Raw genomic sequence first — 13,698 nt, 5'->3', positions numbered from 1 at the left:
AGTGAACCCCCGGAACCCGAAGGGCTTTTCCTAGGGTATGGTTGCTTTATTTCCGCCGTAATGTCTGGCAAATTTCTATGGTTAATCAAGTTAAATTAGACTTTTTACTAAATTTGTATTTCTGGGTATTCACTCATTTAAAATCTAATATGGCGTGGGCTTATACCTATAGGGATAAATTTACATAACTTGACTTAAAAATGAAAAGAAAATTAAGTTTTGCCATGATTTTATTCTTTGTGCTACCTAGCACATTTGTCTCTTTTCTATCTCCTAGTTTTGCCAATTTACCACCCTTAATCAAGCGAGAAATTCTTTTTGGTAATCCAGAAAAAGCCAATCCTCAAATGTCCCCAGATGGTAAATATTTGACCTATATTGCACCAGACAAAAATAATATTCTACAAGTCTGGATGCGAACTATCGGACAGAAGGATGATAGGATTCTCACTGCCGATAAAAAACGAGGCATTCGTAGCTATTTCTGGAGTTATAATGCGGAGCAAATTATCTATTCTCAAGATACAGATGGAGATGAAAACTACCATTTGTATGCAGTAAATGTCAAATCTCAGAAAGTTAGAGACTTAACTCCATATAAGGGTGTCAGAGCAGAAATTGTTGCCATTGACCGCAAGTTTCCCCATGAAATTTTAGTCGGTTTAAATAAGGAAGATGCCAAAAAGCATGATACCTACAAAATTAATCTTAAGACGGGGAAAGTTACCCTAGAGGAGAAAAATCCTGGAAATGTTGAGCAAGTAGTTGCCGATGCTAATTTTAAAATTAGGGCTGCCATTGCTTCTACTAATAATGGTGGTTCCACTTTAGCTGTGCGAGAATCTGTGAATAAACCCTGGAAAACTATCCGTAAATGGGGACCAGAAGATGAGGGGAGTGTTGAGGATTTTTCGGCTGATGGTAAGACTTTATATATTAGAAGTAGCGAAAATGCTAATGCTACAAGATTAGTTGCTGTTGATATTGCTACTGGTAAAGAAAAAGTCATTGCCCAAGATTCCCTATATGATGTGGGTGGAGTCATGATTCATCCTGTAAAACGACAAATTCAAGCAGTGAGTTTTTACAGAGATAAATTACAGTGGCAAGTTTTAGATAAAAGTATTGTTGCTGATTTTGATAGTCTCAAAAAAATCAGAAAGGGTGAAGTCCGAATTTTAGATCGTGATTTGGCTGATAAAACTTGGTTAGTTGCTTATATTACAGATGATGGTCCAGTTTACTATTACACCTATGACCGGACAAGAAAAATTAGTAAACTTTTATTTACAAATAAACCCAAACTGGAAGGATTAAAGTTAGCAGCAATGCAACCTATCTCCTATAAATCCCGTGATGGTTTGACGATTTACGGGTATCTCAGTACACCTCCAGGAGTTCCGGCAAAAAATTTACCAACGGTATTGTTAGTGCATGGTGGTCCTTGGGCAAGGGATACTTGGGGATATGACCCAGAGGTACAATGGCTGACAAACCGAGGTTATGCTGTTTTACAGGTGAATTTTCGGGGTTCTACAGGTTACGGGAAAAAATTTCTGAATGCAGGGAATCGGGAATGGGCTGGGAAGATGCATAATGACCTGATTGATGGTGTCAATTGGGTTGTAGGTAAAGGGATTGCCAATCGTAAAAAAGTGGCAATTATGGGAGGTTCCTATGGTGGTTATGCAACTTTAGTGGGATTAACCTTTACTCCAGATGTGTTTGCTGCGGGTGTAGATATTGTTGGACCAAGTAATTTATTAACTTTACTCAAAAGTCTGCCCCCCTATTGGGAGTCAGGAAGAGCTTTGTTTTATCATCGGGTAGGTAATTTGGAAAAGGAAGCAGATTTTCTCAAGTCTCGCTCTCCTCTATTTTTTGTCGATAAAATAAAAGCACCCTTACTGATTGCCCAGGGTGCCAATGATCCACGGGTAAAACAAGCGGAAAGTGAGCAAATTGTTGCAGCCATGCGCAAAGCCAAGAAACCTGTAGAATATATACTTTATACAGATGAGGGGCATGGTTTTGCTCGTCCAGCGAATCGTTTACATTTTTATGCCCAAGCAGAAGCATTTCTCGGTAAATATATCGGTGGGAGAGTTGAACCGATGGGAACAATTACAGGGCATTCCGGTGTGGTGAAATGACATAGGCTGAGAGGAATAGAAATAACAGAAATGAGTCTGGGAATTTCCCATTAATAACTTCACGGGATTTTCTTTTCTATTTTCTTTTTCTCTCTTAGGATTGATGAATTGATTGCTGGAACTCATCAAAATCACAATAGACCTCTTGCAGAAGTTAGGGAAGGGGAAAGGGTTATTGATTTATTCCGAATTAAACCTTCCTGGACAGTGAAGTATTTTCGAGCTTGTAAAACAGTCAAAAACCTATTTTTGCAAGAGGTCTCATATGGCAATCAAGTATTTATTGATGAATCTATAAATGCATCATGATTCATAAATTTCGATTAATTAATTATGATTAAATCTTGGATGGTAATTGGTGGTGTGGCGATTTTAATAGCGATGGGTGGTAGTTGGTTAAGTCCGAGCGATCGCCAGTGGTTTAATCGACTCAAACGTCCTCAATGGTTGACTTTTGAAGGAGCAATTCCCCTCATCTGGACATTTATTTTTATTTGTCTAGCTTGGTCTGCCTATATTATCTGGGAAGGAAACCCTGGAACCACTACCACTTGGTTGATTATGGGAGTTTACTTATTATTGGAAATCGCTACAATATCTTATACATCTTTGATGTGCAAATTACGTAGTTTACAGGTGGGGACAATTATTGGTGGAACGGGTTTTTTTGTTGCTTTATTCCTGGCGATCGCGGTCTATCGCTTCTCCTCTTGGGCAACAATTTTACTCCTACCCTACTTACTTTGGAGTCCCATCGGTACGTATACCACATGGACAATGATGTTTTTAAACCCCGATGATGTCTGAATTCCAGAGAAAAGCAGGAGCAAAAGAAAGGGATAAGGATATTTTCTCTCACCCCTGACCCAAATCATCACAACCTGCCATACTGGGCAATGAAACTATCCTGGGAATTTCTTTGACTATTTAACCATGCCCACATTTGATCACCGTAGGAAAAATGCCACCATTCCTTAGGATTACGCTGGAAACCAGACTTTTCCATGATGTCACGCAGAAGGGTACGATGTTGATGGAAAATCTCAGCTTGGGGATGGGAATGATTGAGGTAATAGTCTGGTAGCGATCGCTCTGACATTTCATCTATTACCGAACCCATATCGATAATTCTCCCCATTTCATCAACTAAGGTGACATCAACTGCTGCACCTGTACTATGGGGTGGGGGAGTCCTCATATCTAGACTTGGTTCTGCCCAAATGTCATAAACTGCTGACCAAATTGCCTCTAATTGAACCTCCGATAACTCCATATTTTCCCATCCCCGCTCTCGCACAGCTTCAGCAAAAGCATGATTTACCATAAATTTTTGCACAGCAACGGGACGATAGGCATCAAAAACTTGAATAGTCCAGTCAGGACGAAACATTTGCAGACAATTTTGAGCAGTGACTAATTTTTCCACTACAGTTTGCCGCAAAAAGTAGGGAGAATGCTCACCATAGGGTGCTGACAATTTCTCGTAGGGATGGGGAGATTCGACTGCAAACAGTTCTAAAGGTATAGCAACTAACGGTTCACCACATTCATGAATTGGGATTGTATGATAAGGTCGCATTTACACTCACACCACAAACGGAAATGTTTACAGGATAAGTGCAAAACTTGGCGATCGCAAATTTATTTCAAACATAAAAGAGACGCTCTCATGGAACGCCTCCTATCAGAATATTTTAGTTAATTAATTAATTAAGCAGCCCATTCATTACCAGTTGGTCCCACACCTCTTTCTGATGCAACTAAATCACCATCTAGTTCACGGATGGTTAAAGAAACATCACCAGAAGGAATAAACACCACAGTGTAGGTATATTGCTTATTATTGGCTCGATAGGTAATTCTGCGAGTTGTAGTATCTCTTTCTCTGACAGCTAATGCTCCACTTAATTCTGTGACATTTTTGGGCTTATTAAAGACATTCATATAAGATTGTCCACCCTTAGTAAAAATTCTGACTTCCATGCCAGTATTGGTTTTAAAGCGTAGTAAGGTATCTTTTTCAGGAGGATTATTGCCAGGGTCTGTAGGATTAACTACGGATGATAGGTCAATCACGCTGCTGTGTACCCAACCAACAATATCTGGTTGAGGAGCTTCATAAACTACTTTGTACCAGGTAGTACTTCCCGAAACTGCATCACCTGTTCCTTTTTCTAGAACCTTCACCTGGGTTCCAGAGACAACTTCTGCCAAAATATTACTATTAGGACTATTAATACTGTCACCAACTCGCTTGGGTGTTTGACGAATTTTTACTTTAATCGCTGCACTGGGACTCTTGAGTTTACCAATTGCAATTACTTTTCCACCGGTGAAAGTCATATTTTTCCCTCTGTTTTGCAAAAAATTGAATTTATTGATACTTTCCAAGAAAATATGTTCCCTATATTTTGAGAAATTAAATTAGGGAGTTTTGAATTGTACGAATAAGTGGGAAAAATTCACTATAAAAATGAATTATTCCTATGGAAACCATTGATAGGCTTAGTGCTTATCGGATATTTGTGAATACACAAGAGAAATCACAAATTACGTAAAACAGCTTGAGCAATTATCTAGTCTCGAAATATTTTAACTTGGTATCTAGTATCACCATGTATTCTGCACAACACAGAACTTTTATGCCATTAAAAAAATTGGAAAATTTACCATAGAGAAGGAAAAAGGAACAAGCAAACATCTCTACTCTTTATGTTCATGTTCACAACAGTGTGAATCGGGAGCATTTCCCCAGACTTCGGGAACAGGATCATAACCACCCGGATGGAAGGGGTGACAGCGTAAAATGCGACGTGCTGCTAAGTAACTACCTTTCCAGACTCCGAACTTGTCGATCGCCTGGATTGCATACATTGAACAAGTGGGTTGAAAGCGACAGGTAGGGGGAAACAAGGGAGATATGGCTAGACGATATATCTTAATTAGAGTAATGAAAAATAACTTCATCATAGGGGAGCAAAAATCTAATAAAGTGATAACAAACCTCTACTATCACTAAGTTTTACCATTGCTGAGTCTACATCCCGTGTTAGAGTCTATTTCTTCAGTCTGGTGGCAAATTGCGATCGCTGCTGCTTGGGTTGCTCTAGTTCTGCTTGTTACATGGATAGCGAGTCATTTTGCCAAAGCTGAACCGGAAATTTTGCGGAAGATTGTCCACATCGGTACTGGCAATGTGATTTTAATCGCTTGGTGGTTAGACATTCCCGCCTATGTAGGAATTGCAGCTTCAGTTCTAGCTGGTGTTGTCACCCTCCTATCCTATCGTTTTCCCTTGCTTCCTATCAACAGCGTCGGCAGGCGAAGCTTAGGTACTTTCTTCTATGCTGTGAGTATTGGTGTGTTAGTGGCTTGTTTTTGGTATCTTCAACAACCCCAGTATGCAGCTTTAGGTATTCTAGTAATGGCTTGGGGCGACGGAATGGCTGCATTAATTGGACAAAAATTAGGTAAACATAAATACCAACTTTTTGGCGGCAATAAAAGCTGGGAAGGTTCCCTGACAATGGTTTTAGTAAGTTTTATTATCTGTAGTTTAATTTTTGTTGGTGTTCAAGGCAACATTTGGCAGACTTGGGTGGTGTCCTTGATAGTGGCGATCGCTGCCACTTTTTTAGAAACAGTGTCTTTTCTGGGTATTGATAATTTAACAGTACCCCTAGGTAGTGCATCCCTGGCTTTTTGGTTGATACAACTCACTAGATAAGAAAATGGGGTAATAATTCATTCACCCCACTTATTCTGTCTTAGTAATTGTTGTTGTAATTGTCGTTATAGCGTCCATGACGATTGTAGCGATAGCCGTCATAGTAGCGGTTTCTATAGTAGCTGTTATGGTGTCTTCTGTAGCGTGGTCGGTAGTAATGGTTGCCATAGTAGCTACGGTTGTAGCGACGACGGTGACGGGAGCGATAACCACCATAGTAATAGTTGTTGATGGTAGGGCAACCACGTCGATAATAACCCCGACGGTAGTAATGTTGGGCGTATAATTCTGGTGTTTCCGACGGTTGTAGCTTGTCTGTATTAACTTGTGCTGATTCTAAAGAGACGACAGAAGCCGCTTGTTGGGGAGTTTCCTGCTTGACAGATGCCAAAACTGTATCACAGCCAACACTGAGAGGTAGGGCGATCGCACCAATGACGAAATTCCAAAAGGTTTGTTTAGACATAATTTTCGTTCCCTGCGATTAAATAGGGAGAGTGGATAGTAAAAATGCCGGACGAGGATTTACGCAGTGAAACGAAATATCTTTCGCTATATAAAATTATTTATCATGGGTAGGTTTTCTCATAGAGTTCCTGGCGATCGCAATTTTGGTATCAGCAAGATTTTTATTATTTGTTCATATTTACACAAGGTAATATAAACAGGAATTCTGTTATTTATGAAACATAATTCTGAGGTTGAATCTCTGCATTTAACTGTCAAGTAATGTTAAAATATCACTAATCTGGATGCTAGAAAAATTTTCCCTTGTATTCACATCGGCATTGCCATAAAAAATTAGATTAAAAAATAAGAGAAATTATATCTATGGCAACTAGAATTATCCCGCCATATCCCCAACTTGTTATATCTTGGCAACCCTTACCTCAGGATTTTCAGCTAGAGGATGAACCAGTGGAAAATACAGGTCAGCCAATTTTGGCTGGTGCTTTACGTGAAAGTCTCGAAATCAGTGGTTTTCTGCAACCGCAAATGCTGGTAGCCTCAAATTTTGGTCTTTGTGCCACAATTAACGAACAATTTATCGCCAAAGCACCTGACTGGGTTTATATTCCCAGAGTCAATCAGATATTAGCAGAACGCAAAAGCTACACACCCAACTTAGAAGGTGATATTCCCGCATTAGCCATAGAGTTTCTCTCAGATACCGATGGTAGTGAATATTCTGTTAAGCGCACCTATCCACCAGGTAAATGGTTTTTCTATGAGCAGATTTTACAAATTCCCATCTATGCGATTTTTGAACCAGATAGCGGTTTACTAGAAGTTTATTACCTCGAAAATGGACATTATCAACTAAAATTACCCGATGAAAATGGTCGCCATTGGATTGATTCCATGGGTTTATTTATCGGAACTTGGCAAGGAACCAAGGAAGGTAGAACTGGTTATTGGTTGCGCTGGTGGGACGGGGATGGTAACTTGTTACCTTGGGCTGTGGAGCAGATTGAGCAGGAACGTCAACGTGCTGAGCAGGAACGTCAAAAAAACGAACAACTCATAGCTTTTTTACAAGCTCAAGGAATTGACCCCAATAATTTACCCATGGGGGAATAGTAGTAATTTATCAGTTTTGATAAATGATAGATGTTCAGAACCGAGACTTTTAGAAAAAGCCGCAGTTCCGTTTAAGAGCTAAACCTCGTGTCTTGAGAACTTAGCAGTTCCAGATATTGCTAACCTACGTCGCCATAACAAAAGTTTTGATGATGGAAAAGCTTTAAATCAGGTTTTCTAGAGCTATCTGTAAATCCTTTGTCAACTCACCAACAGCTTGTCTTGCACCTTGACGACTACCTTTGTAATTTGGATAGCGATCGCTCACAGATAAGGGTTCACCAATGGTAATTTTTGCCTTTTGCTTACCTAAATTTGGACGGGTAAAGGGATTACCACCCTTGATGCGACATACCATATCCCACACCAGCAAAGTTGTTTCGGCAAAACGTTCTGCTGTCGGTTTTTCGCGGATATAGCTGCCAGTCACAGCGACAAAGCTTTCCACTAAACGCATATGCCACATTCGCAGATTTGCTTCCTCCGCAACGCGATCGCCAAGGGCTTTTTCTAAGGGTGAGAGAGCTTTAATATCCTTAAAATCTTCCCGAAAAATATAATTCCACCCTGCCTGCTCCACACGGCGACAACGGTCATTAAAATTACCCTTAGCAGTAATATCAAAATACTGTTCTGCCACCTGTAAAACAATATCCATCAGTGCTTGTAAACGGGTGGCGATCGCAGTATTAATATCGTTAATTTCTGTAACTTTGCCAGCTTGGTGAGGCAATTTCTGATGATAAAAACGAGTATAAAAATCTTCCATGAGAGTCAGCAATCTCTCCGCCAAAGCCAATAAACGGGGATAGAGATTTTCTAAAGTTGGGTTTTGCGAATTTTTCGGTGTCGGCAAACCACTGTCAACTTCTAAGTCACTCAACATCTTGGCGATCGCCTGCCACGGAGCATCCACGTAACTATATTCAATGCCTACTGGTAAAATTAAAACCTGTTCCTCTTTACCCTGTTTTTGCAAGTCTTCCGCACACCAAAAACCCATTTGGGCAATACCAGGTTCCAGGGGATTCACAAGTTCCGATAAACCGTTAGTTGTACCCTCCGGTGCAGCTGCCATGGGTAATTGTCCATTGGCAAACAAATCCCGTGCTGATTTTAACCCAGTCCAGTCAGCTTTCCCCCTTTGAATCGGAGTTCCTCCTAAACGAGAGGCAACCCAACCAATATGAGAACCTGCCCATAGAGGAATACCGCGATCGTAGATAAAATGAGCGTGAACTGGATTATTCAGCTTGACACCCTTGCGTCGTGCTACCCTAGGCACAATTTGTGAGAGCAAATAGGCAAGACAAATTGGATCAGCAGTACTAGGATGACGAAACGCCATCATGAAGCGGACTTTTTTCTCCTGAAACTGCCGATATAAATCCACCAAAGTCTCGACATTATCTGCTTCAATCTCACTAATCGGAGTTTGCCAGCGTACCCATGCAGGTAACAATAACTGACAAAGGCGGAGAAACACCGGGTTAAGCGCTGGGGGAATAAATTCTAAAGGTGGTTGAGCTTGAGACATAAAACCAGAATGGGAAGGTAAAAGGGAAAAAAGAGTTCAGCAGAGGTAACAGTTGTCAGATTTGTTAGTAACTGATAACTGATTGATACTTCATCCTTGATACTGCATACTTCATTTGAATGTAACTAAGTCTAAACAGAAAGAAACGAAAAAGGGGACAACGATGCGACTGTCACAAATGTTATTCGTCACACTGAGAGATGATCCAGCAGATGCGGAGATTCCCAGCCACAAATTATTACTCCGTGCTGGTTATATTCGTCGCATCGGTAGCGGTGTTTATGCTTATTTGCCTTTGATGTGGCGAGTGCTGCAAAAAGTCTCCCAGATTGTGCGAGAAGAAATGAATGCCACTGGAGCCCAAGAATGCTTGTTACCACAATTACAGCCCGCCGAGCTATGGCAAGAATCAGGACGCTGGGATACCTATACGAAAGCAGAAGGTATAATGTTTGCCCTCACAGATAGAAGACAGCAAAATTTGGCATTAGGTCCCACCCATGAAGAGATAATTACTACCGTAGCCCGTGATATGGTGCGCTCCTATCGTCAATTACCCCTGCACCTGTACCAATTACAAACGAAATTCCGTGATGAAATCCGCCCCCGCTTTGGTTTAATGCGAGGACGGGAATTTATCATGAAGGATGGCTACTCATTCCATGGGGATGAAGATAGCCTGAAAAAAACATACCAGGATATGTACCACGCATACAGTAATATGTTGCGGCGCTGTGGCTTAAAATTTCGGGCTGTGGAAGCTGACTCTGGGGCGATCGGTGGTTCCGGTTCCACAGAATTCATGATTTTGGCAGATGCGGGGGAGGATGAAGTACTGTACACCGAAGATGGCAAGTATGCAGCGAATGTGGAAAAAGCTGTTTCTCTTCCCCCCGATGCGGTAGATTCCGCCTTTAGCAGCTATGAAAAGCGGGAAACACCGGGAACCGACACCATTGAAAAATTGTGTAATTTTCTCCAGTGTGATGCAACTCAAGTCGTCAAGAATGTTCTGTATCAAGCAGTCTATGACAATGGAGTCACAGTACTGGTATTAGTTAGTATTCGTGGCGATCAGGAAGTTAACGAAGTCAAATTACAAAATGAATTAACTAGATTAGCGCCTCAGTTTGGTGGTAAAGCTGTATTGAAATTAACTGTACCAGACAAGGAAGCTCAGGATAAATGGGCGGCAAAAGCCTTACCTCTAGGTTACATTGCCCCAGATATTGGTGATGATTATATCCAAGCTATCAAGGATGTTTCACCGAAGTTTCTCCGGTTAGTTGATGCCACTGTTACTAGCTTGAAAAACTTTATCACCGGCTCTAATGAATCGGGGTATCACGTCGTCGGAGCTAACTGGACAGAGCAATTTACTTTACCAAATATCACCGTAGATATTCGGAAAGCTCGACCAGGCGATCGCGCTCTCCATAACCCTGAACAGCTACTGCAAACTGCCCGTGGTATCGAGGTGGGGCATATTTTCCAACTTGGAACCAAATATTCCCAAGCTATGGGTGCAACCTATACCAACGAGCAAGGGGAAGAAAAACCTTTAGTTATGGGTTGCTATGGTGTGGGGGTTTCCCGTCTAGCTCAGGCTGCCGTAGAACAATCCTATGATAAAGATGGTATTGTCTGGTCAGTGGCGATCGCTCCCTACCATGCCATTGTCACCGTTCCCAATATTAACGATACTCAACAAATGGCAGCCGCCGAAAAACTGTATTTAGAACTCAACAAAGCCGGAATTGAAACATTACTTGATGATAGAAATGAGCGAGCTGGAGTCAAATTTAAAGATGCTGATTTAATCGGTATTCCCTATAGAATTGTCACCGGAAAAGCTCTAGCTAATGGGAAAGTGGAGATTGTCAAACGTGCCACGAAAGAATCTCAAGAAATTGCCCTAGAGGATGTTGTGGTGACGATTCAGCAGTGGATTACAGCAGCCACTTCTCAATCATAAATTTGCTCAGTAGAATGAGGAGCAGACCTTCTAGTCTGCCCCTACAAATCAGAGTTGATTAGGACTATCAATTACTTACTAAAATAATTATGAAAAAACTTGAGAAGAATTGAGGATGAATTTGCTCATCTTCTCCTAACAACAAAATCTACTGGGATTTTTGGGTTTTTTGTAGCCACTCTGTTATACTCTGTGCCAAAACAGTAGCTAATTTTCTTTGTTCTTGAGTATTTGTTATCCACTCAAATTCTTGGGGATTGCTGAAAAAACCCAATTCCAAAACTACAGATGGGGAAATGTCTGGACGAGTTAAAGCCAAATTATTCCAAAATACACCACCAGATGCACGTCCAAGTTTACGAGTTAGGGAATTGTGGATGAAAACAGCCAAACCCTGGGATTGGGGATGATACCAAAAAGCTCTAATTCCTTGAACTTTTTCTGCATCTTCACCATCAGCAGCCAAGGTGTAATGTATTGTAATGGCAATTGTCGGTTCTTCTTGTTTGATAATTGCTTGGCGATCGCCTAAGGATAAATATCTATCATCATCCCTTGTCATCACCACGATTGCTCCATTTTGGCGCAACTCTTCAGCTAACAACTTTGACACTTGTAAGTTTGCATCCTTGGCAAAATATCCAGTTGCACCTACCGCACCTGTTTCCTCACCTCCATGTCCTGGATTAATAATAATTTTCGTTCCAGATAAAGGCTTTTTGTTTTTGACTTTATTCTGAGATAATTGCACTAGGTTTCCTTGATTTTTCTGTTGTGCAACTGTGGGGTAGCTCGACACTAAGAAACCCATGGAGCAAATTAATAGTAATAGTTTTTTCACTGGGAAAATATATACAGAAGCTTGCAAGTATTCTCTCAGATTATCCTATCGGTTATGAACATTTTTGCCCAGATATTTTATTAATCACACCTGGCGTGAATTAGAAATGCCTCTTATTTCATAAGGGTTTCAAGATAGATTTCAAATCATTGTTTCGGAAACATCTAAGTAAGTCGGTGAGAATAAACCTAACTATGTAACAGATTGTAAAATCGTCAAAACCGTTGCGATTGCTTCATTCCACTGAGTCGCAAAGCGACACGCTACGCGAACGTTTCATTCGCAATGACATAGCGTGAATTATTTAAGCCGTTCTACTTAGGAAATATTAAGGATTTCAAGTCTTAATTTACTACTCATGACTCATAAGTCATTCAGGTAAGTATTCTAGCGAACAGATAAACATCATAAAAGCGGGCATCTCTACCCGCACCATAAGATAATAAATTTTCATCCAAAAGCATTTAGGTGATTGGAAAATCAGGAGGCAAGCTTCTAGTCTCATTTTCTCCCCCCTGTTACCTAAATCCTACAAAATCATGACCACCTAATTTGAAATCAATTAACCTATGAAAAATTACCTCTGAATACTACGGGGATCTAGGGCATCACGTAAACCATCACCAAGTAAATTAAATGCCAATACTGTCAAAATAATTAACATGGCAGGGGGCCAAATTAGCCAAGGTTGTAAAACTAATACCGAGGCATTTGTTGCTAAGGACAACATATTTCCCCAGGAAGGATCGGGTGGTTTAATTCCTAATCCAATCAAACTCAGCACAGCTTCCGCACCAATGAAACTAGGAACTGTCAAGGTGGCAGAAATGATAATATAGGTTGCTGTTTGGGGTAAAACGTGACGCAGAATAATATATATTGGTTTTCCACCCATCGCTTTTGCAGCTTGGACAAACTCCCGCTCTTTAATTGAGAGTACCTGTCCACGAATTACCCTTGCCAATCCTGCCCAACTAATTACTGAAGTAATTAACACAATTAACATAAACTGTTGACTACTGGGTAATCCTGGGGGCAAAACTGCACCGAGACTCACCAATAAATAAATACTAGGAAAAGTCATTAATACTTCAGCAACACGCATAATGACGCTATCTATCCAGCCACCGAAGTAACCAGAAATACCTCCAAACAGCATACCTAGAGGATAGGTAAGCACCACACCCACAATGCCGATAAATAGGCTAATACGACCACCATACAATAGGCGACTGAATTGATCACGTCCTTGATCATCAGTTCCCAGAAGATTAAATCTGGCATCTCCCGCAGTGCCAAATAAATGCCAGTTTAAAGGAATACCAGGGAAAATTGTCACCTCATCCCATTTCGGTGGTAGGGGGAATTTCAACTGTAACAGGTGGTATTCAAAACCTGAGACAAAGAATTTCAGAGATGCAGGTTTAGTTTTATCAACAATAATTTGGCGATCGCCTGTTTCTAAATTTGTATCCCCTTGGGTTGTCGGATAGACGTGGGGACCGATAAACTGCCCTGTGGATGACTGCCAATATACTGTAGTTGGTGGTAATAGGGAACCACTGTTTTGTGGAACTAGCGGATCATAGGGGGCAATAAAATCGGCTGCAATCACCGCAGTGTAAAACAAAATCAACAAAACTGCCCCAAACTTTGCCAAAGGATTTTTCTTGAGTCGTTGCCACCAATTCATAGTTAAGTAATGGTCAAGAGTTAATAGTCAATAGTTTACGCGCAATCACCAATATTCAAAGGAAGAAACTCAAAAATACTCGGTATAGAAGGTTAAGGAGTCAGAAAATCATGGAATAGTCTATCAAAAACCCCCAAATCCCAGGTAATTAATTTTTTTGCATATTTTCTTCCCAGGAAATATTTTTCTTT

The 13,698-nt window shown here is 40.7% G+C and carries 12 protein-coding genes; 5 read left to right on the top strand and 7 right to left on the bottom strand.

Annotated features, from left to right (window positions below):
- The first annotated feature begins 200 nt into the window (after positions 1-200).
- Positions 201-2,153 (top strand): S9 family peptidase, encoded by a 1,953-nt coding sequence (locus IJ00_RS16600; protein WP_238178351.1) that lies wholly within the window; start codon positions 201-203, stop codon positions 2,151-2,153.
- A gap of 333 nt (positions 2,154-2,486) precedes the next feature.
- A complete protein-coding gene (locus IJ00_RS16595; protein ID WP_035154663.1) occupies positions 2,487-2,960 on the top strand; it encodes a TspO/MBR family protein in 474 nt (157 codons plus the stop codon).
- Between the two features lie 67 nt (positions 2,961-3,027).
- On the opposite strand, the gene IJ00_RS16590 is transcribed toward IJ00_RS16595, so the two are convergent.
- The 3 genes from IJ00_RS16590 to yidD all read right to left on the bottom strand — a co-directional run bounded on the left by IJ00_RS16590 (position 3,028) and on the right by yidD (position 5,120).
- Positions 3,028-3,732: a M15 family metallopeptidase gene (locus tag IJ00_RS16590; RefSeq protein WP_035154662.1), complete on the bottom strand. Its 705-nt coding sequence runs from the start codon at positions 3,730-3,732 to the stop codon at positions 3,028-3,030.
- Positions 3,733-3,863: 131 nt separating this feature from the next.
- Positions 3,864-4,496 (bottom strand): SH3 domain-containing protein, encoded by a 633-nt coding sequence (locus IJ00_RS16585; protein ID WP_035154661.1) that lies wholly within the window; start codon positions 4,494-4,496, stop codon positions 3,864-3,866.
- Between the two features lie 360 nt (positions 4,497-4,856).
- The gene (gene yidD, locus IJ00_RS16580) at positions 4,857-5,120 is read right to left on the bottom strand and encodes a membrane protein insertion efficiency factor YidD (protein WP_035159163.1); all 264 of its coding nucleotides are present in this window, start codon (positions 5,118-5,120) and stop codon (positions 4,857-4,859) included.
- A gap of 61 nt (positions 5,121-5,181) precedes the next feature.
- On the opposite strand from yidD, the gene IJ00_RS16575 reads away from it, so the two are divergent.
- Positions 5,182-5,880 carry a diacylglycerol/polyprenol kinase family protein gene (locus IJ00_RS16575; protein WP_035154660.1) on the top strand — a complete coding sequence of 233 codons (699 nt, stop codon included), beginning with the start codon at positions 5,182-5,184 and terminating at the stop codon, positions 5,878-5,880.
- 40 nt (positions 5,881-5,920) lie between these two features.
- Here IJ00_RS16575 and IJ00_RS27160 read toward each other — a convergent pair whose 3' ends face one another.
- Complete coding sequence (locus IJ00_RS27160; protein ID WP_052754474.1) at positions 5,921-6,346, bottom strand: hypothetical protein; 426 nt, start codon at positions 6,344-6,346, stop codon at positions 5,921-5,923.
- A gap of 365 nt (positions 6,347-6,711) precedes the next feature.
- Between IJ00_RS27160 and IJ00_RS16565 the strand changes: the two genes are divergently transcribed.
- Entirely contained in the window at positions 6,712-7,461 is a 750-nt protein-coding gene (locus IJ00_RS16565; protein WP_035154658.1) for a Uma2 family endonuclease, read from the top strand.
- A gap of 163 nt (positions 7,462-7,624) precedes the next feature.
- Here the strand turns inward: IJ00_RS16565 and IJ00_RS16560 are convergent, their stop codons facing one another.
- Positions 7,625-8,998, bottom strand: a complete 1,374-nt coding sequence (locus IJ00_RS16560) for a 1-acyl-sn-glycerol-3-phosphate acyltransferase (protein WP_035154657.1) — start codon at positions 8,996-8,998, stop codon at positions 7,625-7,627.
- Positions 8,999-9,161: 163 nt separating this feature from the next.
- On the opposite strand from IJ00_RS16560, the gene proS reads away from it, so the two are divergent.
- A complete protein-coding gene (gene proS / locus IJ00_RS16555; protein WP_035154656.1) occupies positions 9,162-10,973 on the top strand; it encodes a proline--tRNA ligase in 1,812 nt (603 codons plus the stop codon).
- A gap of 148 nt (positions 10,974-11,121) precedes the next feature.
- Here proS and IJ00_RS16550 read toward each other — a convergent pair whose 3' ends face one another.
- Both IJ00_RS16550 and IJ00_RS16545 read right to left on the bottom strand, forming a co-directional pair.
- Positions 11,122-11,784: an N-acetylmuramoyl-L-alanine amidase gene (locus IJ00_RS16550; protein ID WP_082127345.1), complete on the bottom strand. Its 663-nt coding sequence runs from the start codon at positions 11,782-11,784 to the stop codon at positions 11,122-11,124.
- 607 nt (positions 11,785-12,391) lie between these two features.
- Positions 12,392-13,507, bottom strand: coding sequence for an ABC transporter permease (locus tag IJ00_RS16545; RefSeq protein WP_035154655.1), 1,116 nt, complete (start codon positions 13,505-13,507; stop codon positions 12,392-12,394).
- Positions 13,508-13,698 lie beyond the last annotated feature (191 nt).

This window comes from Calothrix sp. 336/3 (assembly GCF_000734895.2).
Lineage (GTDB): Bacteria > Cyanobacteriota > Cyanobacteriia > Cyanobacteriales > Nostocaceae > 336-3.
This window is presented reverse-complemented; position numbering and strand designations above follow the sequence as displayed.

Coding starts and splice junctions, on each gene's coding strand:
- IJ00_RS16600 (WP_238178351.1), top strand. CDS start 201: ATGAAAAGAAAATTAAGTTTTGCCATGATTTTATTCTTTGTGCTACCT.
- IJ00_RS16595 (WP_035154663.1), top strand. CDS start 2,487: ATGATTAAATCTTGGATGGTAATTGGTGGTGTGGCGATTTTAATAGCG.
- IJ00_RS16590 (WP_035154662.1), bottom strand. CDS start 3,732: ATGCGACCTTATCATACAATCCCAATTCATGAATGTGGTGAACCGTTA.
- IJ00_RS16585 (WP_035154661.1), bottom strand. CDS start 4,496: ATGACTTTCACCGGTGGAAAAGTAATTGCAATTGGTAAACTCAAGAGT.
- yidD (WP_035159163.1), bottom strand. CDS start 5,120: ATGAAGTTATTTTTCATTACTCTAATTAAGATATATCGTCTAGCCATA.
- IJ00_RS27160 (WP_052754474.1), bottom strand. CDS start 6,346: ATGTCTAAACAAACCTTTTGGAATTTCGTCATTGGTGCGATCGCCCTA.
- IJ00_RS16565 (WP_035154658.1), top strand. CDS start 6,712: ATGGCAACTAGAATTATCCCGCCATATCCCCAACTTGTTATATCTTGG.
- IJ00_RS16560 (WP_035154657.1), bottom strand. CDS start 8,998: ATGTCTCAAGCTCAACCACCTTTAGAATTTATTCCCCCAGCGCTTAAC.
- proS (WP_035154656.1), top strand. CDS start 9,162: ATGCGACTGTCACAAATGTTATTCGTCACACTGAGAGATGATCCAGCA.
- IJ00_RS16550 (WP_082127345.1), bottom strand. CDS start 11,784: ATGGGTTTCTTAGTGTCGAGCTACCCCACAGTTGCACAACAGAAAAAT.
- IJ00_RS16545 (WP_035154655.1), bottom strand. CDS start 13,507: ATGAATTGGTGGCAACGACTCAAGAAAAATCCTTTGGCAAAGTTTGGG.